At 72.4% G+C, this 21,993-nt stretch carries 23 protein-coding genes; 13 read left to right on the top strand and 10 right to left on the bottom strand.

The genetic code is table 11. The annotated features are described in order from the left end of the window. Positions 1-13 precede the first annotated feature (13 nt). Genes DMB66_RS18655 through DMB66_RS65560 form a run of 4 tightly spaced genes read left to right on the top strand, consistent with a single transcriptional unit; the run spans position 14 to position 8,407 of the window. Positions 14-2,566 carry a hypothetical protein gene (locus tag DMB66_RS18655; protein WP_125805370.1) on the top strand — a complete coding sequence of 851 codons (2,553 nt, stop codon included), beginning with the start codon at positions 14-16 and terminating at the stop codon, positions 2,564-2,566. Beyond that, positions 2,563-6,174: a hypothetical protein gene (locus tag DMB66_RS18650; protein ID WP_125805369.1), complete on the top strand. Its 3,612-nt coding sequence runs from the start codon at positions 2,563-2,565 to the stop codon at positions 6,172-6,174. Before DMB66_RS18655 ends, DMB66_RS18650 begins: the two co-directional genes overlap by 4 nt. Beyond that, entirely contained in the window at positions 6,171-7,643 is a 1,473-nt protein-coding gene (locus DMB66_RS18645; protein ID WP_125805368.1) for a hypothetical protein, read from the top strand. The genes DMB66_RS18650 and DMB66_RS18645 overlap by 4 nt, the downstream gene beginning before the upstream one ends. A gap of 32 nt (positions 7,644-7,675) precedes the next feature. After that, positions 7,676-8,407 (top strand): hypothetical protein, encoded by a 732-nt coding sequence (locus tag DMB66_RS65560; RefSeq protein WP_125805367.1) that lies wholly within the window; start codon positions 7,676-7,678, stop codon positions 8,405-8,407. Positions 8,408-8,444: 37 nt separating this feature from the next. Here the strand turns inward: DMB66_RS65560 and DMB66_RS18635 are convergent, their stop codons facing one another. The 3 genes from DMB66_RS18635 to DMB66_RS18625 form a co-directional block, all read right to left on the bottom strand. Next, entirely contained in the window at positions 8,445-8,855 is a 411-nt protein-coding gene (locus tag DMB66_RS18635) for a hypothetical protein (protein WP_125805366.1), read from the bottom strand. Between the two features lie 109 nt (positions 8,856-8,964). Continuing rightward, positions 8,965-9,651 (bottom strand): hypothetical protein, encoded by a 687-nt coding sequence (locus DMB66_RS18630; protein WP_125805365.1) that lies wholly within the window; start codon positions 9,649-9,651, stop codon positions 8,965-8,967. Between the two features lie 14 nt (positions 9,652-9,665). After that, positions 9,666-10,172 carry a SigE family RNA polymerase sigma factor gene (locus DMB66_RS18625; protein WP_125805364.1) on the bottom strand — a complete coding sequence of 169 codons (507 nt, stop codon included), beginning with the start codon at positions 10,170-10,172 and terminating at the stop codon, positions 9,666-9,668. A gap of 202 nt (positions 10,173-10,374) precedes the next feature. On the opposite strand from DMB66_RS18625, the gene DMB66_RS18620 reads away from it, so the two are divergent. The 9 genes from DMB66_RS18620 (at position 10,375) to DMB66_RS18585 (ending at position 18,002) form a co-directional block, all read left to right on the top strand. Next, positions 10,375-11,262: a hypothetical protein gene (locus DMB66_RS18620; RefSeq protein WP_125805363.1), complete on the top strand. Its 888-nt coding sequence runs from the start codon at positions 10,375-10,377 to the stop codon at positions 11,260-11,262. Between the two features lie 3 nt (positions 11,263-11,265). Then, positions 11,266-12,558, top strand: a complete 1,293-nt coding sequence (locus tag DMB66_RS18615; protein WP_125805362.1) for a Tat pathway signal protein — start codon at positions 11,266-11,268, stop codon at positions 12,556-12,558. Continuing rightward, a complete protein-coding gene (locus DMB66_RS18610; protein WP_125805361.1) occupies positions 12,555-13,349 on the top strand; it encodes an ABC transporter ATP-binding protein in 795 nt (264 codons plus the stop codon). Before DMB66_RS18615 ends, DMB66_RS18610 begins: the two co-directional genes overlap by 4 nt. Continuing rightward, a complete protein-coding gene (locus DMB66_RS18605) occupies positions 13,346-14,587 on the top strand; it encodes an ABC transporter permease (protein WP_233624681.1) in 1,242 nt (413 codons plus the stop codon). The genes DMB66_RS18610 and DMB66_RS18605 overlap by 4 nt, the downstream gene beginning before the upstream one ends. A 580-nt stretch (positions 14,588-15,167) precedes the next feature. Beyond that, entirely contained in the window at positions 15,168-15,395 is a 228-nt protein-coding gene (locus tag DMB66_RS18600; protein WP_125805360.1) for a hypothetical protein, read from the top strand. Next, positions 15,395-15,886 (top strand): hypothetical protein, encoded by a 492-nt coding sequence (locus DMB66_RS18595; RefSeq protein WP_125805359.1) that lies wholly within the window; start codon positions 15,395-15,397, stop codon positions 15,884-15,886. Before DMB66_RS18600 ends, DMB66_RS18595 begins: the two co-directional genes overlap by 1 nt. 662 nt (positions 15,887-16,548) lie before the next feature. Beyond that, complete coding sequence (locus DMB66_RS18590) at positions 16,549-16,776, top strand: hypothetical protein (RefSeq protein ID WP_125805358.1); 228 nt, start codon at positions 16,549-16,551, stop codon at positions 16,774-16,776. Between the two features lie 526 nt (positions 16,777-17,302). Next, complete coding sequence (locus DMB66_RS61230) at positions 17,303-17,464, top strand: hypothetical protein (RefSeq protein ID WP_158647272.1); 162 nt, start codon at positions 17,303-17,305, stop codon at positions 17,462-17,464. 274 nt (positions 17,465-17,738) lie between these two features. Next, complete coding sequence (locus tag DMB66_RS18585; RefSeq protein WP_125805357.1) at positions 17,739-18,002, top strand: hypothetical protein; 264 nt, start codon at positions 17,739-17,741, stop codon at positions 18,000-18,002. A gap of 333 nt (positions 18,003-18,335) precedes the next feature. On the opposite strand, the gene DMB66_RS18580 is transcribed toward DMB66_RS18585, so the two are convergent. The 7 genes from DMB66_RS18580 to DMB66_RS61225 form a co-directional block, all read right to left on the bottom strand. Further along, positions 18,336-18,557: a hypothetical protein gene (locus DMB66_RS18580; protein ID WP_125805356.1), complete on the bottom strand. Its 222-nt coding sequence runs from the start codon at positions 18,555-18,557 to the stop codon at positions 18,336-18,338. A gap of 63 nt (positions 18,558-18,620) precedes the next feature. Continuing rightward, positions 18,621-19,064 (bottom strand): hypothetical protein, encoded by a 444-nt coding sequence (locus DMB66_RS18575; protein WP_125805355.1) that lies wholly within the window; start codon positions 19,062-19,064, stop codon positions 18,621-18,623. Positions 19,065-19,082: 18 nt separating this feature from the next. Further along, positions 19,083-19,577, bottom strand: a complete 495-nt coding sequence (locus DMB66_RS18570; protein WP_233624680.1) for an EndoU domain-containing protein — start codon at positions 19,575-19,577, stop codon at positions 19,083-19,085. A 6-nt stretch (positions 19,578-19,583) separates the two neighbouring features. After that, a complete protein-coding gene (locus DMB66_RS18565) occupies positions 19,584-20,078 on the bottom strand; it encodes a hypothetical protein (RefSeq protein WP_125805354.1) in 495 nt (164 codons plus the stop codon). Positions 20,079-20,081: 3 nt separating this feature from the next. Further along, complete coding sequence (locus DMB66_RS18560) at positions 20,082-20,408, bottom strand: WXG100 family type VII secretion target (RefSeq protein WP_125805353.1); 327 nt, start codon at positions 20,406-20,408, stop codon at positions 20,082-20,084. Continuing rightward, complete coding sequence (locus DMB66_RS18555; protein WP_158647271.1) at positions 20,405-20,833, bottom strand: YbaB/EbfC family nucleoid-associated protein; 429 nt, start codon at positions 20,831-20,833, stop codon at positions 20,405-20,407. The genes DMB66_RS18560 and DMB66_RS18555 overlap by 4 nt, the downstream gene beginning before the upstream one ends. A 166-nt stretch (positions 20,834-20,999) precedes the next feature. After that, positions 21,000-21,993 (bottom strand): hypothetical protein (locus DMB66_RS61225; RefSeq protein WP_158647270.1); only part of this gene is annotated, 994 nt, incomplete at its 5' end.

The following is a 21,993-nucleotide window of genomic DNA, read 5'->3' as shown; positions in this document are numbered from 1 at the left end:
GAGGGGAATTCCGATGGCCGACCAGGTGAGTTTCGCCGGCTGGCGCCGCAGCGGCCTGCACGGGCTCGGCACCGCCGTGGAGGGCGGCCGGGTGCGGGGCACGGTCGCGGCCACCCTGTCCGACGGCGACCGGACCGCCACCGAGCAGCTGGCCTTCCTGCTGCCCGGGCCGGCGGACGTGAGCGGACTGACCGCCCGCGCCGTGCGGCGCACCGTGCCCACCGCGGGCACCACCGACGCCGAGCACGGCAAGCTCGCGCACGTCGAGCTGACCGACCCCGAGCTGCCGTGGCGGTACACCCCGTTGGTGAACGCATCGGGCGCCGCGCTGCGCCCGTGGCTGGTGCTGGTGGTCGGCACCGACGCCGAGATCACCATCGCCGGCCGGCTGGCGACCCTGTCCCCCGGCGTGTGCGCGCTGCACCGGCTGTCGGAATCGGCGGCCTGGGCGCACGTACAGGAGGCCGACGGCGCCGCCATGGCGCGCCTGCTGTCGCCGCGCCGGCTCGCGGCGGGCACCGCGTACCGGGCGGTGCTCGTGCCCGCCTACCGCGACGGCGCCGACGCGTGGGGCCCCGGGCAGGGCGCCACCGTGCCTGTGCTGCACGAGTGGCGGTTCGCGACCGCGGCCGGCGGCGACTTCGTCACCCTCGCCAAGCGGCTGCGAGCCCGGCCGGCGCCGCCCGGCACCGGCGCCGCCCCGGTGAGCTACCCCCGGCTGCCCACCGTACCGGCGCTGACCATGCGCGGCGCGCTGGCGCCGCTCGGCTCCGCCGACGCCGAGGTCCCGCCGGGCATCGCGCTGGACCTGAAGGACCTGGCCGGGCCGCGTACCGACACCGCCGGGCGCACGGTGATCGGCATGCCGGCGTACGGCGACGCGTGGCTGGCGAACCCGTCCGGCACCACCTGGGGCGCGGATCTGAACACCGACCCGCGGCACCGCGGCGCCGCGGGCCTGGGCGGCCGGCTGGCCGCCGACCACCAGGACGACCTGGCCGACGAGGCCGCGATCCAGTACGGCGGGCTCCCGGTCGCCGAGCAGCGGCTCGGCCAGCTCGACCTCGGGCTCGCCGCTGCGGGCGCGCTGTGGCGGCGCCGGCTGCCCGCCGACCCGGCCCGGCGGATCTGGCTGTTCGGCCCGGCGCTGCGCCGGATCGTGACCGAGGCCGGCACGGCCGCCGACCTGCTCACCGCGGCCGACCGTCCGCTGTCGAGGGCGCTGCTGTCGACGGCCGCGCGGCGGGTGGTGCGCGCCGGGCCGGCCCGCACCGCGCTCGCCGGCGCCCGGGCCACCGACCCGGCCCAGCTGCTGCCGGCGGTGAACCGGTGCCCCGAGCCCGCGGACCGGGAGAGCATCGGGCTGCCGCTGCCCAAGGAGTTCGACGACGCCGTCGGCAAGGCGATCGACACCGGCGGCGCCGGCCCGAAGCCGCTCGTCGACGCGCTCAAGGCGATCAAGCCCACCGAGTACGGCGCCGCCGCCCAGATCGTCGAGAAGCTCGTCAACACGCTGGTCAAGGCGGCGGCGAGCCCGAAGACGACGGCATGGACACCCGCCGTGGCGCTGCTCGGCCTGCTCGCCGAGTACCGGCACGGGCCCCGCCCCGACTGGCGCCAGCGCCTCGACGGGCTGGAGCGGCAGATCGAGGCCGACCTCGACACGATCCGCAAGGACCTGTTGCCGCCGCTGGTCGCCGAGGCCCCGCCGGCGCCGCCGTGCCGGGTGCTCGACCTGCCGACCGTCGCGGCCGACCTGACCCGCGCGTTCGACCCGACCCGCGACACGGGCGCCGCGCGGCGCCGGGTGCTGGCCACCATCGACGGCCTCGTGGGCGCCGACCCGCTGGCGCCGCCCGAGCTGTGCCCGTCGCTGCCGCGGCCGGCCTGGCAGTTCCTCGCCGAGCGGGCGCCGCACTGGCTGCTGCCCGGCGTCGGCGACGTGCCCCCGGACACGATGGTCGCGGTGCAGACCAACCCGGCGTTCGTCGACTCGTTCATGGTCGGCCTCAACGGGGCGGTCGTCGCCGAGCTGCGGTGGCGCAACCTGCCGGTCAGCACCGGCTGCACGCCCATGCGCACCTTCTGGCAGCGGCTCGGGGCGGACGGGGCGGTGGCCGACCTCGTCGGCGTCGCGGGCTGGGCCGACGGCAGCAAGCTCGGCGCCGACGCGCACCGACCCGGTGACGCCGCCGGGGCCGACCTGGTGCTCGTCTTCCGCGGCGAGCTGTTCCGCCGCTTCCCCCGCACGCTGCTGTCCCTGCGCTCGGCGAAGGTCGGCGGCACGGTGCGGTTCGACAAGGACCCCACCGCCGACCCGATCTGGCCGACGTTCCAGGGCGCCATCGGCGACGACGTCACGTTCTTCGGGTTCACCTCGGTGCCCGCCGGCGCGGTCGGCGAGCACTGGATCATGGTCGAGGAGCCGCCGGGCGGCTTCCGCTTCCTGGCCCGCGACGACGCGCCCGACACCGCCGACGGCGCCACCTACGCCGCCAAGACCCTCGCCCCACCCGTCCGGGTGCTCATCCGCGGCGACATCTTCGTGCCCGGGGAGGGCCAGTGACCGACGTCGCTCTGCTGCTGCCGCTGCGGCTGGAGACCCGGTTCGACAAGCGCGGCGCCGCCTGGTGGCTGCGCCTGCGTATCGTGCCGGACGAGCCCTGGTTCGACCGGCGTGCGGTGGCGCCCAGCGCCGCCGAGGTCGAGTCGCTGCACCGGTTCGCCGACACCGCCGGGCCGCCGGCGAACGAGCCGGCCCGCGACGCCTGGCGGGCGCTCGCCGCCGAGCACGGGAAGGCGCACGCCTGGTGGCTGCTGCGCACCCAGCTCACCTGGGACGGCAGCGCCTGGCAGGTACGCCAGGGCCCGACCCGGGACAAGCCAGGCTTCCCGGCCGTGGTCGAGTTCCCGGCGCGCGTCGAGGTGTGGCTGGCGCGCGGCGGCGGCAGCCCGGTCCGGGTCGCCGACCTGCCGGTCAAGCGCGACCGGCTGACCCTCGAACTGCCCGAGAACCCGGACCAGAAGCGCTGGTGGCTGTCCTGGCCGGAGGCGGTCGACGTGGGCCTGGCCACGGAGTTCTCGCTCGGCGCGCAGGCCGACGACATCGACGCGCTGTACGTCGTCGGCCTCGGCGACGGCGACCCGGCGAAACTGCTCGGCGCCCACGTGGACGCCGGCCGGCTGGCGCTGCTCGGCCCCGGCACCGCCACCAACACCGTCGACGGTGGACGGACCGCCGAGCCGGACGCGGACCAGTGGTGGGCGGCGTACCTGCGGGGCGCCGGCAACGCGGGCACCGGCCGCGCCGCCGAAGCGCTGACCGGGCGGGCCACGGCGCTGCCCGCGCTGCCCGGCGAGCCGGCCCCCAGCCCGTGGCCGCAACTGATGGCCGCCCTGTGGCCGGCCCTCGCCGGGCACGCCCTGCGCGATCTCGGCGGCTTCGGCCAGCAGGTCTACCGGCTGGGCGACGCCCTGGCGGGCGGGCTCGCGCCGGAGGGCCCGTATCCGGCGCTACGGATCGGCGACCAGCCGTACGGGGTCCTGCCGGTCACCGCCCTGGCCGCGTGGCAGCCCGGTCCCGGCGAGCCGAAGGCGCTCGCCGACCTCGCCGCGACGCTGCAGGCGATGCGGGCCGCCTGGACCGCGGCGGCGCAGCAGCGCGGCACGGTCGTCGGCGCGGACGCCGCCAGGCTCGCCGACCTGATCGCCCAGCCGCCCCGCTCGCCCGGCTTCGCGTACCGCGCGTTCCTGCCGACCGAGCTGTTCTCGCTGGCGTTGATGTTCGCCGGCCTCGCCGGGAACCTCGACGACCTCATGCACCAGTGGGACACCGCCGCCACCGCGCCCGGCGTCGCGCTGCGCCCGGACCAGCCGGTCCGCCGCTACGCCAGCCGCGACTTCGCGCACCCGCTCGGCATCCCGCTGGTCCAGCCGCCGGACGGCGACCCGATCGCCAAGCTGCTCGGCCGTCTCGTCACGGCGGTCGCGGACCCGAAGGTGCTCGCCTCCGACGAGAAGATCGCCCAGGCGCTGGGCTGCCGGCCCGAGAGCCTGCTGCTGGTGCTGGTGATCTGGTCGCTGCGGCTGGCCGCCGCGGCGTTCGGCCAGCCCCGCGCGGAGCAGGGCCCGGCCGGGCCGATCCTGATCGAGCCGGTCGCCGCACCCGCGACCACGGCGTCGAAGCTGGCCGGGTACGTGGCCGCGCTGACCCCGGCCCAGCTGGCCAAGGGCGAGGAGTTCCAGCAGGTGCTCAAGGCCGTCGCCGCGCTGGCCGACACGTCCGCGGGCGACCTGGCCCGGCTGCTGACCGGCGCGGTGGACACCGCCGCGTACCGGCTCGACGCGTGGCTGACCGCCCTGCCCGCGCAGCGGCTCAACCGGCTGCTGCCGTCGGCCACGCCGGGCAACCGCTGGCGGGTCGGCGCGTACGGCTGGGTCGACGCCCCACGCCCCGGCCAGCCCGGGCCCACCGCGGGCGGCCTGCTGCACGCGCCCTCGGAGTCGCAGGCCATCACCGCGGCGATCCTGCGCGACCGGGCGCTGACCGACCCGGAACCGGGCCGCTGGGCCATGTCCGTCAGCTCCGACAAGGTGCGGCGCGCCGCCGCGCTCGCCGACCAGGTCCGCACCGGCGCGCACCCGCGCGAAGCGCTCGGCCGGGCCGTCGAGCGCATCGTCGGCGACGGGGTGGCCGTGGCGGCGCTGCGCCGCACGTTCCCGCTGCGCAACGAGCAGAACGGCCGGCGCACCTGCGACGGCGTGGCCGTGCTCGTCGCCGACCCGGCCACGCTGGACCTGACGACGGCCGCCAAGGCGGGGCTGGCGAAGCTGCGCGAGGCCGTCGACGGCTACGGCGACCTGCTCGTCGCAGACGCGGTGTACCAGCTCGTCGAGGGGCGCGCCGCGACCGCGGGCGCCAGCCTGGACGCCGCCGCGGGCCTGGCCCGGCCGCCGTCGCTGGACGTGCTGCGCACCGTCCGGGAGGGCCGCTCGATCACCTCGACGGCCCTGTGGGTGCTGCCCGACAAGGCGGCGCCGTCGGCCATCCCGCTGTTCCGGCCGCGCTCCGAGCTGAGTCCCGCGACGCTGGCGGACCCGTCGGTGGCCGGGTGGCTGATCGACCAGCTGGGCAAGGCGAGCGAGTGGCACTTCACGGCGTACGGCACCGACGCGTCCGTCACGCTGAAGGACCTGGACCTCGAGCCCGCCGACGCGCTGGTGCTCACCGAGGCCGACCTGTCCCGGCTGGTGCTGCGCCGGCTCCCGGCCGCCGCGCCGGTCGGCGGCGACGGCATCGACCGGCACCGCCGCGGCCTGCGCGCCCTGGCCACGCTCGGTACAGCACCGGGCGAGCACTGGCCGCGCCTGAAGGACCTGCGCGACGTCGGCGCGGAACTCGCCGGCCGGCTCCACGACGGCGACACCGATGCGCTGGCCGCCGCCGCCCGGTGGGGCATCGTCCCGCCCGACGGGGCGACCGCGACCGCCTACGCCGCCGCCGTCCTCGACACCCGGCTCGCGGTGCCGAGCCCGGGAGAGGCGGCCGAGGCCGAGGAGGTCGTCCGCGCGATCAGGGCGCTGGTCGCGCCGGAGGGCGCGGTCGGCGTGCTGGGCCGCGCCCCGCGCGGCACGCTGCCGAAGCTGGCCCGTGCCGACGCCGCCGCGGCCTGGCTGGCCACCCTCGCCCCGGTACGCCCCGACCTGGGCCGCCTCGACGCCCACCGGCTCAGCTCGCCGGCGCCGCCGGTGGCCTGGACCAACCGCCCGGAGGACGTCTGGCAGACCCGCGCCGACGAGCCGGACCCGTTGGTCGTCGCATACCTGCCGGCCGGCTTCGACCCCGCCGGCGTGGACGAGGACGACCCGGTCGCGATCGGCCGGATCGACCACTTCAGCGAGGTCGTGCCCGCGCAGCAGCAGAGCACCCACGCCGCGTTCGGCTTCGACGGCCCGGCCGCGCGGGCCCCGCAGGCGGTGCTGGTGGCGGTGCCACCGGACCTCGGCACCGCCCTCGACACCGCGGGTCTCGTCGCGATCGTGGCCGACGCCCGGCAGCTGGCCCGGGTGCGGATGGCGACGCCCGCCGACCTGAAGCAGTACCGGGCGGTGCTGCCGACCGTGCTGCTGCCCGCGGCCGGCCCGTTCGCCGTCACCCTCCAGGAGATCCCATGACCTACCGGTACGACCGCTACCGGCGGCTCGAGCCCGCGGCCCCGTTCGCCGCGGCCGACGGCGGGTTCGCCGCCGAGATCGCCGACCCGGCCTGGTTCCTGGGCCGGCAGTGGCAGCTCGGCGAGCACCGCGGCGAGGACGCGGCGTCGCCGGTGGGCGTCGAGTTCGACGTGCGGCTCGGCCGCATCGGCGCGCTCAACGCCTCCGACCAGGCCGGCCTCACCCCGGCCGACGCCGCCCTGACCGCCGACCCGGCGAGCTGGTGGACGATCGGGCGGCGCATCGAGATCGGTCGCGGCGTGGCCGCCACGGCCACGGCCAACGGGGTCACCCTGCCGGACGACCCGAGCCTGGGCCTGCCGCCGTTGCCTCCCCCGTACGACGGCATCGCCGGCCCCGACGGCCGGGAGCTGCACCGCCGGCGCGCCGCCCTCGGGCTGCCGGACTCGTGGTTCGACCCCGCTCCCCCGCCCGGGCCGGACGACCACTGGGACGCGGCCACCTTCTCGTACGGCGGCTCGTTCCCCGTCCCCGGCGGCACGCTGGCCGTAGCCGACCACCCCGGCGGCCCACTGGAGTGGTACGCCGCCGACGCCACCGGCACCCCCGTCGGCGGGCCGGCCGAGAAGCACGCCGTGCTGCCGTCGCGGCTGCGCTACCCCGGCGCGCCGCTGCCCCGCTGGTGGGAGATCGAGGAGACGCGCACGGACCCGGGCGGCTACCCGCCCGACCGCGCCCACTTCGCGAGCCTGCTGCTGATCGAGGCGATGTCCACGCACACCGACGACTGGTACACGTTCCCCGTGCCGGCCGAGGCGGCCGCGGTCGTCTTCCTCGAATCGGTGCGGGTCCGCGACTCGTTCGGCGACACCTGGCCGGTGCAGGCGCCCTCGGACGGCTGGAGCCTGTTCGGCACCAAGGGCCTGCCCCCGGCCGCGCTCACCGTCTGGCACGTGGCCGACACGCCGCTGGCCGGACCGGCCTCGGACGAGATCATCCTGGTGGTGGACGAGGACACGAATCTGGTGTGGGCGGCGGAGCGCCGCGTCGCCGGCCGCGAGCTCGACGCGACACCCCCGGCCACGGCCCCGCCGCAGGACGAGCCGGACGACCCGCGCGCGTTCGCCTACCTGCCGGGCGGACCGATGCCGCACCGGTGGCACCCGTACCGGGTCGGCGAGGTCGACAACCGGCGCCGGTTCGTCCAGGCGCGGCTGGCCGACCTGTCCGGGGCCGAGGTGGTGCTCACCCCGGCGCCCGTCTCGGACCTGCTCGGCGGCGGGGCGACCGTGCACTCGATCGAGCCCGGCGCGGTGCCGGCCCGGGGCCTGGTCCTCGAACGCCGCGCGGTGCTGTCCCGCCGTACCGATGGCCTTCCGGTGCTTTGGACGGCGCGCCGGCAGAGCCCGGCGGCCGCGCCGCCCAGCACCACATTCCACTTCGATGCCCTCGCCGCGGTGCCCTCGTGACCCGCCGCGGCCCGAATTCCCCGGGAGACCCCATGACTGAGACGACCGAGCCCTCGCCGGTCAGCCGCCGCCGGGTGATCGCCGGGGTGACCATCGGCACCGCGGCCGCCGTCGGCCTCGAAGCGAGCCCCGCCATGGCCGCGCCGCCCGACACCGTCCGCCTCGGCCGGACGAACCCGCACCCGGCCGACGCGGGCACCCGGGTGGTCGGCGGCTTCCGCGACGCCCTGCTGTCGGTCGACAACACCTCCGACGCCGGCACGGCGCTGCACACCACCGGCCGCAGGTACGGGGTCCACGCGGTCGCCGGCACCGCGGTCCGCGCCGACGGCACGGCCATGGGCATCGCCGCGACCGGCGCGTCGGCCGCCGTCGCGGCGTCCAGCGACAAGGGCGACGCGGTCCGCGCCCACACCGGCTCCGGCTACGCCGTGGACGCCCGCGCCGACACCGGCACCGCCGTGCGCGCCGTGGCCGCCGCCACGGACGGCCACGCTCTGCAGGTCGTCGGCCACGCCACCTTCACCGGCCGGACCACGTTCTCCAGCGCCGGCACGATCACGGTCAAGGCCGGAAACGACCGCGCGGCCCTGCCCTACTTCGGCAACCGGCACAGCAGCTTCGCGCTGGCGACACCACGCGCGTACGTGCCGGGCGTCGCGGTCGCCGCGGCCGTCATCGATGTGTACGCCGACACCCTGACCATCCACCTCAGCCAGCCCACCCCCGTCGACCTGCCGGTGGCCTACCTGATCCTGGACTGAGTCACCTGCTGACAGCGCGCCAGGTTCCCGAGCCGCTTCACTCCGAGCCCTGCACTGCCGTCGCGACGACCTCGCCCGCGCCTCTGATCATTCCGAACAGGGTGTCGCCGAACGCGCGCAGGAAGTGCGCCGATTGACCTTTGTCCACAACGGCCAGCACGATCAGGGTGATGACGAACGGGGCCCAGCTCAGGTGCATGGCGATCCGGCCGGCCTTGGTTCGTGCCGATGCTCGGCCGCAGATCAGGCCGACCAGCAGCGCCGGGGTGAAGACGGGGCCCAGGCGGGGCTCGGCGACGCCACCTGAACCGACAGCGATCAGGTCGATGGCGAGGGCGGTCAACCCGGTGATCGCCGCTACGACCGCGGCCAGCGCGCCGTACGAGATGAGGTCCTTGCGTTCCTGGAAAGCCGATCCCGGCGGTGGCGACGGATCGCGGGAAGTCATGAAGCCAGACTGCCAGTTGAGCGATAAGCGGGTAATAGGGCGAATTGCCGACGATCGGCAGCTGTCCCGGCTAATCCGTTCGGCGTCAACCACCGAGCTCGGGTCCGGGTCAGCCGCCGATGGGCCGGGCCTGGTCGGTGACGGTGATGCCACCGGCGAAACGGACGATCTGGCTCTCGGTGAGGTTGGTGGAGGCGGGCACTTGCACCTGCACGGTGTGGCCGGCGCCGTCGGGGAACATCAGCCATGTGGTGTCGGAGAGCTCGGTTGCGCTGGCCAGGGGGTGGCCGATCTTCCCCGGCCGGCCATTGATGTCGACCTCTCGGGTTGACGTCTGCGCCGGGAACGTCGTCCAGGCACGCAGGGAAACCATGATCTGATGTTGGACGCTGACCGGCACGCCGGGCCTGGGCGAGGCGACGGTGACACCGGGCGGCGCCACCACGAAGGCGGATGGGTCCGAGGACGTGACGGTCCAGCCTTTCGGCACAGTCGTCACCTTGAAGCCGACCGGCTGGTCGCCGCGGTAGTCGACGAGCGTGAGGCGGACGGCGGCCGATGAGGTTCCGCTGGCGGTCGGTGGAAGGCTGGTCGCGGGCGGGCCGAACCGGACGGCGCCGACCGCGACGACGGTGATCACGGCGGCGGCCGCACCGGACAGGGCGAGGCGGCGACGGCGGCGGGCGGTCACGGCGCGATGACCTCGCTCGAGGTCCGCGGCGACGATGTCCGGGCTGGCGGGGGCGACGGGCGGCAGGTTGCGCAGGACTTCGATGACGTCGGGGGTGTCGGGCATGTCGGGTGCCTCTCTCACGGGCAGACGTGCTGGGTTCGGGCGGGGAATTGCTCACGCAGCTTCTGCAGGCCGCGGGCGCTCTGGCTCTTGACGTTGCCTTCGCCGCAGCGCATGGCCGCGGCGGTCTCGGCGATGCTGAGTCCCTCCACGTAACGGAGGACGACCGCGGCGCGCATGCTCGCCGGCAGGGTGGCCAGTAAGGCCACGGCCAGGTCGCCGTCCTGGTGCGGCGTCTCGGCGGCGACGTCGGGAAACTGCGCGCTGAGCTGTTCGCGGCGGCGGAACAAGCTGCGGCGCTCGTCGATGGCCGCGTTCACGACGCAGCGCCGGGCGTACGCGGTCGCGGTCTCCCGGCGCACCTTCGGCCAGGCCAGGTATATCCGTGTCAGGGCCGTCTGCACCACGTCCTCGGCCTTGGCCGCGTCGCCGGAGACCAGCAGCGTGGCCAGCCGCACCAGTTCCGGGCGCCGTTGCGCCACGAATTCGGTGAAGTCGCCGTCCTTCTCCGAAGTTCGTCGCACAGGTCACCGCCTTTCTCGTCGAGCTTCCGGTAGGACACCCCTGATACGACGGCGCCGGCGCGAAGGTTGCACGACGGCGTCGCGAAAGCGACCGCCCGCCAAGTGATCACCCAAGGTATTGACGATCTCACCGCGTCTCCGAGCAACTTCGCGCGGCATCGGCTTCGTAAGAGATGCGAACGGAAACCCTCAAGGAGATGTGATGCGACGTTTGACAGTGTCCGTGGCCGTGCTTTCGCTGACCCTGCTGGCTGCCTGCGGCAGCCACGCCGACGATGCCGCGGCCCCGGCCGGCGCCGCGGCCCCGCCCGCTGCCGGGGACTCCGGCACACCGGCGGCCGATTTCGACGCGGCGTCGGTCAAGGCGGAGAGCAGTATCGCCGACTGCATGAAGAAGGCTGGCTTCCAGTACGTCGCGCACCCGACGCGGGTGGACGAGACCGATCAGCGCGCCCGGTACGGCGGCCCGCAGTCGGTGCTGCAACCGGACGAGAAGGTCCAGGCGTTCCGGGCCAAGTACGGCTTCGGCCTGTTCGCGGGGCTGGTCTACCCGACCGACCCGGCGGTCGGCGCCTCGGCCACCGATACGGTCGCGAACCCGAACAACGCCATCCGCGACGGCCTCGACAAGGCCCAGCAGGCGGCGTACGACCAGGCTCTGAACGGCGCCGGCGGGGAAAACAAAGCCGGCGGGGAACCCACAACGAGCGCCGGCTGTGCCCCTACGGCGGCTCAGAAGTACTTCGGCAATGGTCCGAGCAAGGACCAGCAGGCCGCGGCGGGCCGCGACTATGCCGCCTTCCAGAACGACCCGCAGGTGGTCGCGGCGGCCCAGAAGTACGCCGATTGCCTGCGCGGCAAGGGTTACCCGGTGGCGTCGGCCTCCCCCGGCACGATCGAGCAGACCGTCCAGGGCAGCTACTTCGACAAGGTGTCGCAGGGCGGCACCCCCAGCGCGGCGGCCGCCAAGACCGGGCTGACCAACGAGATCAAGGCCGCCCTCGACGACCTCGGCTGCCGCACCGACTACGCCGAACTCGCCCGCACCAAGTACGCCGCCGTTATCCAGGCCGGCACCGGGAACGGCTGAGCCGTGCGCATCCCCTTCCCCCGCTCCGGGCCGCCGCGGGTGGTGGCCGCCACCACGGCCATCGCCCTGGCCACCGCGGTCATCGGCTGGCTCGTCGGCACCCACGTACGCTCGCCGGCCGACGCCGCCGCCGCGCATCGGGCGCCACCCGCGTCCCTGGTCACCGTCGCGGTCACCGAGCGCGAACTCACCGCCACGGTGAACGCGCAGGGAACCGTCGCCTACGGCGCGCCGCAGCCGATCGCCCTGACCGGCTCGGTGGCCACCGGAGACGCCGCGGCGACCGGCGCGCCGCTGGTCACCAAGGCCCCATCGGCCAACAAGACGCTGCGGGAGGGGGACGTGCTGCTCGAGGTCAGCGGGCGCCCGGTGTTCGTACTGACCGGCAAGGTCCCGATGTACCGGACCCTGACCCGGGGCAGCTCGGGCGACGACGTCGACCAGCTGCGCTCGGCCCTGCGCCGGCTGCGGCCCGGGAGCGGGCTGGCGGCCACCGGCGTGATCAACGACAGCGTCCTCGACGCGGTCCGGGCCTGGTACACCGCCCGCGGCTACCAGGCCCAAGGCCCCACGGCCGAGCAGAAAGCCCGGCTGCGCACGCTGCAGCAGGCGGTCAGCGCGGGCACCGGCCCGGCCCTCAAGGACGCGGAGGCCGACCTCAACGACTTCACCAAGACCTACGGGACGAGCATCGCCAGCGGCGAGATCCTGTTCCTGCCCAAGCTGCCGCTGCGGCTGACCGCGGTGACCGTGCAGGCCGGCGCCGCGGCCTCCGGGGTGATCGGCACCGCCTCCGACCCGACGCTGGTCGTCAACGGCACGGTCGCCCCCGACGACGCGGCGCTGCTCAAGGCCGGCATGCCGGCGACCCTCACCCACCCCGACGGCGAGACCTTCGCGGCCAAGCTGGCGGGAATGGGCGCGTCGGTCGCCGTCACCGCCGCCGCCGACAAGTCCGACGGCACGGACGGCACGGACAGCACGGACAGTGCGCTGGCCGGCGTCCCGATCCGGCTCAAGCCGGCCTACCCGGGCAAGCTGGCCGCCTTCGCCGGCCAGGCCTTCAAGGTCAGCATCGAGGTCGGCGGCACCGGCCATGCCGTGCTGAGCGTGCCGGTCGCGGCCGTCTACACGGCCGCCGACGGCCAGTCGCGGGTCACCGTCCAGGACGCCACCGGGTCCGTGCACGACGTCCCGGTCACCGCCGGATTGTCCACCGCCGGCTTCGTGCAGATCACCCCCAAGACCCCCGATTCGGTACGCGCGGGAAGCCGAGTGGTGGTCGGAACGCAATGACCGGTCCCACCAAGCAGCCCACACCGCGGCCCGGCGACGACTCTGGGCGTGACCGCCGAGGAGAAGATGTCATCCGGCTGACGGGCATCGGCCGCACCTTCGACGCCGACCCGCCGGTGGCCGCCCTGACCGACGTCCACCTGCGGGTCGGCCGGGGCGACTACCTGAGCATCATCGGCCCCTCCGGCTCGGGCAAGTCGACCCTGCTCAACGTGCTCGGCCTGCTCGACCTGCCGGACACCGGCGCGTACGAGCTGGAGGGGGTGCCGACCACCAGCCTGGCCGATGCCCAGCGCACCGCGGTCCGCGGCGCCCGGATCGGCTTCGTCTTCCAGTCCTTCCACCTGCTGGCCCACCGCGACGTCGAGGAGAACGTGATGCTCGGAGACCTCTACGTCGGCGCCCGCCGGGCCGGCCGCCGCGAGCGCGCGGTAGCGGCGCTGAACCGGGTCGGGATGGGCCACCGGCGCACCTTCCGGCCCGGCCACCTCTCCGGCGGCGAACGCCAGCGGGTGGCGATCGCCCGCGCCCTGATCGGCAACCCGGCGCTGCTGCTGTGCGACGAGCCGACCGGCAACCTGGACAGCGCCAACACCGCGGCCGTGCTCGACCTGTTCGACGAGCTGAAGGCGGCCCGCACCACCCTGGTGGTGATCACCCACGACGAGACGGTCAGCCGGCGGGCCGACCGCCGCGTCCGCATCACCGACGGCCGCCTGGCACCGGCGCCGACCGCGCCGACCCCGTCCGACGAGACCATCGTGCTGCCAGTCGTGGAGGGCGACCGATGATGCGCCGCCGCGGCGCCGCGCCGGTCAGCCGGTTGGATCCGCGCGATCTCTTCGCCGAGGCGCTGGCCGGGATCGGGGCCCGGCCGGCCCGCACCGCGCTGACCATCCTGGGCACCGTGCTCGGCATCGGCACCCTGGTCACCACGCTGGGCGTGTCGGCCACCGCCGGCAACCAGATCGCCGGCCGGTTCGACGCGGCCACCGCCACCGAGGTCACCGTGGACATTCCCGCCCCCGGCTCGGCCGACGACCCGCCGACCGTGGCCTGGAGCTCGCTGGCCGACCTCACCCGGCTCAACGGCGTCACCGCGGCGGCCGCCTTCGCCCGCACCCAGCCCGGCCACGAACCCTCCGTGCGCGCCAACACCGTGCGCGACCCGGAACGCGTCCTCGACCGCGCCCTGCCGGTCATCGGCTCCACCGCCGGCCTGCCCGCATCCGCCCGCACCAGCATCACCGCCGGCCGGTTCTTCGACACCGGCCACGTCACCCGGCACGACCGCGTCGCAGTCCTCGGCGCCCAGGCCGCCCAGTCGCTCGGCGTGACCCGCATCGACAACCAGCCGGCCATCTTCGTCGGCGGCACCCCGTTCACCGTGATCGGCATCCTCGGCCCGGTCGCCCGCGCCGACCAACAGGCCCTGACCGGCGCGGTCATCGTCCCCTGGACCGCCGGCGACGACGCCCTCGACCTCGGCCCGGCCGGCACCGTGGTCATCACCACCGCGCTCGGCGCCGCCCCGCTGATCGCCCGGCAGGCCCCGATCGCCCTGAGCCCCGACGACCCGGCCGCCGTCCAGGTGACCGCACCACCCGACCCGGCCGCCCTGCGCACCGGCGTCAGCGACGACGTCAGCACCCTGCTGCTGATCCTCGGCCTGGTCTCACTGATCGTCGGCGCCCTCGGCATCGCCAACGTCACCCTGGTCACGGTCATGGAACGCACCGCAGAGATCGGCCTGCGCCGCGCCCTGGGCGCCCGCCGCCGCCACATCGCGGCCCAGTTCCTCATCGAATCCACCGCGGTCGGGCTGCTCGGCGGCATCGTCGGAGCCAGCACCGGCATCATCGCCACCGTGGCGATCAGCGCCGCCCGCCACTGGACCCCGGTCCTCGACGTCGGCCTGTCCGGCCTCGCCCCGATGGCCGGGGCCGTGGTCGGCCTGCTGGCCGGCCTCTACCCCGCAGTCCGAGCGGCCCGCATGCAACCGGTCGACGCACTCCGCGGACCTAGCTGACGGCTGGGCGCGACGACCGGTGGCGCGCTGCGGGCAGGAGAAGCCCGGGTGCCACAGCTGCAGGACCACAGCGGACGGCGAGAAGGCCGTCGAGGGTGCCGGCGACCGCCCAGGAAGCGCGAAATCCCGGGCCTCGACGCGTCCAGCGAGATGCCACGGAACATCCACCGCATGGAGAAACCGGTGCCAGGACAGCAGTTCGTACGCGTAGGACGCAGCGACGCCGGGCTGGCGTCGTCGGCGAGCATGTGGTGTGGAAATTCGGTGACTGCGGGCGCCTCTACGCCCTGGTCGTCAAGAAGCCGGAACGGCATCAGCCGGTCGCCGGTCTCCTCGACCTTGCCGACCCTGGCCACCTCGAGCCTCGCGACGTCCCGAGCCTTCGTCCCTTGCTCTGCCATCCATGCCTCCGCAAGTCACCGTGGTCGATGACCGGAGATCACAGCAGATCCAGGCCACGACACGCAGTGACAAGTGCGACGAGGCCAGGATGGCGGCCGGCCGAAGAGTCACGTTGCGTTGACATCGCAAGCCCTCAAGGACGTCCCACTGTTTCGGTCAACGGGGCATCCGTTGCTCGATGCTCTGGCCCGACCCCGCCCAACGTGACCGTCTCGCCGAGATCCGCGACAACCTCATCGCCCGCATCGCCGAAGGCTGGCTCGGCGAAGTCGAAGGACTCCAGATCAGCCTCGCCGGCGCCAATGAGAAGCTTACGCAGATCGACCGACGAGCTTCCGGTGGCACGGAAATCAACCTCGGCATGCCCACATCTCCCGGCTCAACCCATCCAGCAGGAAGTAGTTGATGGAAAGATTTGAGACAGAGAGCCTGGCACTTATGCCCGGCCAGAAGGTTCGGGCAAATATCCTGAGCCATCACCCGTGGGGAGTGCTTGTCGAGATCGTCGGATTCGAGAACTCGGGCCTATCAGCCTCGATCGACATGATCCAGCAGTTCTCCAGATCCACGAATAGCCACGACGAACTGCTCGCACTCTATCCACCTATCGGTTCGCAGATCGAGGCGGTGATCGAGCAAATCCACCGCTGGCATCCCCCAGTGTCAGTGCGGCTGAGCATCCGTCCCGCCGACCTGGAGTCATTGACCTGGCGCTGCGACTTCTGCAACGAGGAGCTCACACTGAACCCCGGCGGAGACGCTCTCATCCTGGACGTTCGCAGCAACGACGGCCCAGGAAGTCATACCGTCATCTCACACCGGAAATGCCTGGCCGAAAGAATCCGTCCAGAGAACACCGGAGAGCGGGCACGGGCGCTACGCATCGGGAATATGTGACATCAGTTCCGATTCTCTACGGTCCCAACCGAAATCAACTTGCAGTTCAGTGAACTGGCGATGACCACGGATGTGCGTCTACTCGACATGGTTGTCTGGACGGCCTCGGGCCAGCCAGGGACCGCGGTGGCGCGACCGGAAGATCGGTGTACCCACCTCGCATGAGGACCTGGCACCCGTGCCGTCGGCAACGTCATCGACCGCCGTTCCGTAGCCAGTCCGGGCCGCGAGGGTGCGGGAAGATCGCGGACCAGGCAGCCGCCACTCGTGATCATGGTTGAAGTTCGAGGCTGAGACGGCGGACGTCGCGGGTCCGTCTGGCTCGTGCCTGATGGCGGAGTCGCCAGTTTGACCAGCACGAACGGCACGCAGCGGTGCGAGCCGGCCGGATCAGCAGGACGTTGATCCGGCAGCGGATCTCGCTGACGGTCAGCTCAATCATGGTGGACTGAGTGTGGCGGTCTGCCGTGCGGGCGTCAGCGGCGCAGATCGCGAGGACCGCGGGGGCGGCCAGGGCGACGGTGACCGGGCCGGGTGCCCAGCAGCGGTAGAAGGCCAGCTCACCCGTGGTGCTGTTGCGGCGGATCAGCAGACCGTGCCGGCCGTCGTCGTCCGGGTCACCATCGGCGCCGACGCCGGTCAGCCTGGCCCAGTCTCAGCGGATGATCCTGCCGTGGCAGGGCTACGGGGATGATCGGGATCCGGGCTGGTGCGTCGGCCCAGTCCCCGTCGCTGATCCGGACGAAGAACATGCGCGGGGTGCCGAGAGGGCGCGCAGGGCCGCCGGGGCGAAGCCGGCCGATGCGGTAGCCGGGCCGGATGGTCAGCCAGATCCTGAAGTCGTCGACATGCCGGCGGCGGATGTCAGTGATGAACCGGACCTCGGGTGACTTTTCGACCAGGAACCAGCCAGCGACCGTAAGGCCAGGTCGGCGCCGGAGACGATACCCGGCCGCAGGATGCAGCGCGGTATGGAGCCGAATCTGCCCGCTTCGGCCACGCCAGGCTGACCGCGTCCCCGACGGTTCTGCGGGAAATTTGATCCGAACCCGTCCCGGATCCGTTTCCTACGGGTGAAGGGCGTGAGCCTGTGTGAACCCATCAGCCGGCCGAACCGTACCTGGTGGAGAGAGCAAACATCCGACTCCTCGAGGAAGGCCTGACCGAACCAGCGCGACCAACCCCATTCGTCCAGCAGCGAGCGCAGGGCGGCACCGTGCGACCGGTACCGCCCTGCCAGAAAACGCCTGTTCCGAGGCGTTCTCGCCCTGCGATGTCCCGCCTGCGCCATCCCGTGACCCAAGGAGAGCACCGCAAGTGTCGAACCAATCTAATCCCGAGCTGCCTCGACGCGGACGCAAGCCACGTCGGACCAGCAAGAACACTGGACCTGAAACGATCGTCAGGGCGACGTTCGTGGCAGCCACGAGCTTCATCGCCACACTGATAGCTCTGGTCACCGCCCTGGTGGCCGCCGAGGCACCCACCGCGGCGATGGCGGCCGTCGTCGCCATCATCGCGGTGGTCGTCGGTTCGCTGGCTATCGCCGCTATCTACGTGTGGAAGGCCTTCAACTAGAACGAACGCATGGATTCCCCTGCCGGTTCATTCGGCAGGGGAACCGGCCGGAGCCGTCGGGGCCCGGTTGAAAGCTCGCCGGTAGCGGCTGGCCCGGCATCCCGCGAGCCGTTGCAGCTACGCGATCTGGACAAGGCGTACCCCTTGGCCGACATCGTCGTCCAGCGGGATCCGCTTATCCGAGCCGCGGGTCGGTACGCGAGGCCGGCCCCCTGGCGCGGCGAAGAAGGGAAAGGTCAGCGGCGTCCGCGGCAAGGGCCGCACCACCCACACCGTGTTCATCGGCACCGACGGACGCACCGCCCTGGCCAACTACCTGGAACACGAGCGCCCGGCCGACGCCGACGCGACCTCGACCGCGCTCTTCCTGTTTGGGCGACCGGCAGCTCGAACGATGGCTGAGCCGGTCCGTGGCCGACCACAGTGCAAGCAGGCTTCGGCGCGAGACCGGAGCAGAACGCGTCAGGCCGCGAACCTGCGCAGCAGCTGGACGCGATCCGGGTCAACGGTGCTCGCGCCACCGCTCGACAAAGCGTAGAGGTAGCCAGCGGCACACCGGCAAGTTGCGCCGATACCCGTAACCGCGTCTAAAACGGTGGGTTTCGGTGGGCAATCTTGGTTCAACGAGAACGGTGGCCTGCATTTCCGCAGGTCACCGGCCATATTTTTTCGGGCTGACAGGATTTGAACCTGCGACCCCTTGACTCCCAGCATTTAGAGGGCACAGCGACGTGCTAACAAACGTTTCACCAGGTCATTCAGAAGTATATTCGGCCGAGTAAAGGGCCCAACGCGTGTACGCCTTCCGCTTCCACTCCGATGGCACCTGAACTGCATGTTCGTGGACTCGGCTCACCCTGAATCGATGCTCTCAGCACTTCAGTCCACAAGGAATTGCCTCTTCCGTCACCCGTCGACCATCCGGCTTCAGCACCTCAGCGATCTGCAGGAAATAGGTGCCACGGCAAGCGAGCCCGGCAATCTCGCGATAGCGGTCGACTGCCTCTGGATCGCTTATGCAGCTCGTCGTCATTGTATTGGCTCCCAGCGCGACGTACACGACGTTGGCGAACTCGTCCGCCGGGTTCGGCAAACGGTCGGTGCTGCGAGTCGCGGCTGGAGCTTCGAGATCAGGCGCTGCCCCGGGCTGCCCGTGCTAGAAGAGCCGACCCCGGTACGGGTGAGTGCGGCCCCACTTCTCCTCCCACCGCAGCAGATTGGCCTGCCATTCCGGGAGGTCGGGGCGGTACTCCCGGACGACGGACCGTTCCGGCTGGGCGACCAGGAAACGCCAGTAGTCCTCGATCGCCGCCTGGGCGACGTCTGCCGGGAACTCGCCCTCAGCGCCGGGCACCCACGAGTTGGTGATCAGCAGCGCCGACGGTGTGAACGACACCGCGTAGTTCTCGCTGCTCCATGCCTCGAACGGCGGCTCGCCGCGGGCCACATCGTCGGCCATCGCCAGCGCGTCCAGGGTGACCAGGAAGAACGTGCCGAGGTCGGTGGTCAGCCACTCGCCCAGAAGGTCGTATCGTTGGTCCTCGACCTGGTAGACGGGACGGCGGAACGTGGGATCGATCCGCAAGCTGACAACACTCACCGCGGGCCTTTCGGTGCGCTAGGGAACGGGCCAGCCGTGCGTGAAGCCGCCGGACTGGTTGTAGAAACCTTCGATCGTGACGCCATTGTAAGTACCAATCCACTTGTTCCCGGACACCCGCGTCGAGTCCTTGAAGGCCCCGGACACCGCGTTGTCCACCTGTGCCGGCGTCCAGTCGTCGGGGAAGAACGTGCTGACGCCGCCGTTGCCGGCCTTCGGCTTCCAGGCGCCAGCCGGCGGGTTCAGGGTCGAGTCGAAGAACTCGGGTTCCGCCTCGTACACGCCGTTCGGGTGGGTGACCTTCGAGCCGGGCACGATCCGGCGGTCGGGGAAGTCATCGCCGCCGGGGCGGTAGTGGTAACCGGAGCCCTTGGGCTGGCCCGGCCGCACGTGACCGCCGCCGATGGTGTGGGTCGTGAAGTGCGGATTCATCCGATCCGGGCGGGCACGCTTGCGCGTCTTGCGGAGGAATCGCAGCGCGGCACGCATGAGCTTGCCGGAGCCCCTGGCCATCCCCGGTCACCCGTCCAGCAGCTGGACGATGGCGTCCTGCACGAGGTTCCCGACGATCGTCCGGGTCAGTTGCTGGAAGATCGGGATCTCGAGCAGGCTCGCGCCGAACGTCGGCACCGCCGTCGCCACCGCCTGCGCGATCTCCACCGCCAGGATGGCGAGCTGGGCGATGACCGCTACCTTGAGGGCGAGCACGATCCCGCCGCAGATCATCAGGCCGGTGCCGGTCAGCGTAGCCGCGTTCGCACCGTCCAGCAGCGCCTTGGCCGGGCTGTCCTCTCTGGCCCACCAGGCCTGGAACGCGGCGACGGCCGCGCCCTCGTGCTCGGTCCACACCTCGGTGGCGGTCGACGTCGCGTCCGACACGATCGCTTCGAGTCGGTCGGAGAACGACATCCATGCCTGGCCCATCTCGACCAGCGCGGTCTCGTCGGCCTCCGGCCAGTCGTAACCGAGGATGCCGAGCAGCGACCGGAGCTCGCCCGGTATCTCCACGCCCACGCGTCAGTCACCCAGCTTGGTGAGCAGCCCACGGAACCGGCGGCTGACGTTCTCGTCCACCTCCGTGTACTGCGCGCTGATGTCCACCACATCGGCGCCGGCCGAGGCCATCTCGTCCAGGGCGTCCTGGTAGCACTCGAACGCCCACGACGACACCTCGCCGTGGGCGGCGCCGATCAGCGAACCGATGTCGTCACTCCCCCAGGGCGCGCCGAAACCGGCCAGCTCGGACTGGAACGACGCCAGCTCCGAGGAGAGCCGCGAGGCAACGCTCTGCAGGGCCGCCCCGGACGCCGAGAGTCGCTCGGGATCGACCGTAAAGCCGGTCATCGGTCACCGGCCCTGCGGGTGAGCTGCTCCTGCGCTTCCACCAGCGACGCGGTCAGCTTCGCGAACTGGCGCTCGGCGTCGAACTGGATGTCCTTGAGCTGGTTGGTGAGCGCGCCGAGGGCGGCCGGACCGGCGGCGGCCACGGCCCGGCCCTGCAGATCGGCGAGCGCGGCGTTGACGGCCGACTCGATCTCCCGCGCCAGCTCCTCGCCGCTCAGCCGCAGCAACGAGGGCTCCAGCTCGAGGTTCTCGATCCGCCCGGGCAGAGCCGCCCGGACCCGGACCCGGCCGTCGGCGGCCTCGCCCGTACCGATGGGCGGTTCCTGCTCGTCCTGGTCGCCGGAGGGCGCCTGGGCCCGGACGAGCGCGGCCACCACGTCGGCCAGCGTGCCGCTCAGGCCGGACGGATCGATCGGGCTGGTCATCCTCAACCTCCTCGCGCGCGGGCAGTCAAGCCCGAACCGCGACCATATCGAAATCTGTCCAGTACGAAGCGAAGTCTTGCATGTGGGTAGGCACGTGCCAGCCGCTGACCTCATCGGACAAGCCGCAGCAGCCAACTACGCAACTCGGTCAAAGTGCTTGGCTACGTCATAGCCGGGTCATGCTGTCGAGCATCGCCTGCAAAACGTCGTCGGATTCCGCGCGGGCGTACGCCCGAAGGTCCTCGAAGCTCGGGACGGCCACCGCCAACTGTTTCGAAAGCTCGGCCAGCCGCCGTTCGACCCCTTCCACATCACGCACGCCGCGCCGGGAAACCGCACTCGCGGCCCGCGCCAGGACCGCCGACAGCCGGGTAGCCTGATCGTCGCACCACAGCTGGAGAAACGTGTGCTCCCGCGTCTCGAACGACCCCAGCTGCCACCACTTCATCCGCGTTCCGAACGCTTCGGCCGGCAACGAAGCCCGCAGGACCCGGTTCGGCAGGCGTCGCGGCTCGACGTCCCGATACCCCTTTCCGGCCAGCCAATCCCGCCATACCTGTACGTCGTCGACGGGTTTCTCGGCTGCCAGAGCATCACTCAGATAGGGTGCCACCAGCTTGGCGAGATACGGATCCGCAGTATCGATCGCCTTGACGAAAGTGAGCAGGCCCGAGACACACTCGACGACGTACGCCGGCAACCAGGCATTGCCCAACTCAAGCGGTTGTACGGAGGTCAGCGCACCCGGCAGATTGAAATCCTCCCGGTCCGCACGGCGGGACAGCTCAGCGACAGCATCGATCTGGAACAGCCCGGAACCCGCGACGGCCTGGAACCGTGTACGACCGTCGAGGGTCAGCGCCGGCTCTTCCAGCCATACGGCGCCGGCGTAGTGAGACTTCGGCAGTGGCGACCCGGTGAAGCCGTCGAAATAGAGGATCTGATGGTCCTCCTTGAGGACGTACCGGTGCCCGTCGGCAACCGAACGCAGCCCGATGTCGGTGAGCCCGAGGATGCTCCCGTCACGCCGCAGGTGGCCGATGGTGTCCAGAAAGCGCAGCGCTCGCTCGACCAGGGCCGGCTCGACGGCGAAGAAGGCAGCGAGGCTGGACGTGTCGCGCAATCCGGCGGTCGCGATTGCCCGCGACAGGTACTGGTCG

This window comes from Actinoplanes sp. ATCC 53533, from assembly GCF_003947245.1.
The sequence above is the reverse complement of the archived record's forward strand: the minus strand, read 5'-3'. Positions and strand labels throughout refer to the sequence as shown.

Coding starts and splice junctions, on each gene's coding strand:
- DMB66_RS18655 (WP_125805370.1), top strand. CDS start 14: ATGGCCGACCAGGTGAGTTTCGCCGGCTGGCGCCGCAGCGGCCTGCAC.
- DMB66_RS18645 (WP_125805368.1), top strand. CDS start 6,171: ATGACCTACCGGTACGACCGCTACCGGCGGCTCGAGCCCGCGGCCCCG.
- DMB66_RS65560 (WP_125805367.1), top strand. CDS start 7,676: ATGACTGAGACGACCGAGCCCTCGCCGGTCAGCCGCCGCCGGGTGATC.
- DMB66_RS18635 (WP_125805366.1), bottom strand. CDS start 8,855: ATGACTTCCCGCGATCCGTCGCCACCGCCGGGATCGGCTTTCCAGGAA.
- DMB66_RS18630 (WP_125805365.1), bottom strand. CDS start 9,651: ATGCCCGACACCCCCGACGTCATCGAAGTCCTGCGCAACCTGCCGCCC.
- DMB66_RS18620 (WP_125805363.1), top strand. CDS start 10,375: ATGCGACGTTTGACAGTGTCCGTGGCCGTGCTTTCGCTGACCCTGCTG.
- DMB66_RS18610 (WP_125805361.1), top strand. CDS start 12,555: ATGACCGGTCCCACCAAGCAGCCCACACCGCGGCCCGGCGACGACTCT.
- DMB66_RS18605 (WP_233624681.1), top strand. CDS start 13,346: ATGATGCGCCGCCGCGGCGCCGCGCCGGTCAGCCGGTTGGATCCGCGC.
- DMB66_RS18600 (WP_125805360.1), top strand. CDS start 15,168: ATGCTCTGGCCCGACCCCGCCCAACGTGACCGTCTCGCCGAGATCCGC.
- DMB66_RS18595 (WP_125805359.1), top strand. CDS start 15,395: ATGGAAAGATTTGAGACAGAGAGCCTGGCACTTATGCCCGGCCAGAAG.
- DMB66_RS18590 (WP_125805358.1), top strand. CDS start 16,549: ATGATCCTGCCGTGGCAGGGCTACGGGGATGATCGGGATCCGGGCTGG.
- DMB66_RS18570 (WP_233624680.1), bottom strand. CDS start 19,577: ATGGCCAGGGGCTCCGGCAAGCTCATGCGTGCCGCGCTGCGATTCCTC.
- DMB66_RS18560 (WP_125805353.1), bottom strand. CDS start 20,408: ATGACCGGCTTTACGGTCGATCCCGAGCGACTCTCGGCGTCCGGGGCG.
- DMB66_RS18555 (WP_158647271.1), bottom strand. CDS start 20,833: ATGACCAGCCCGATCGATCCGTCCGGCCTGAGCGGCACGCTGGCCGAC.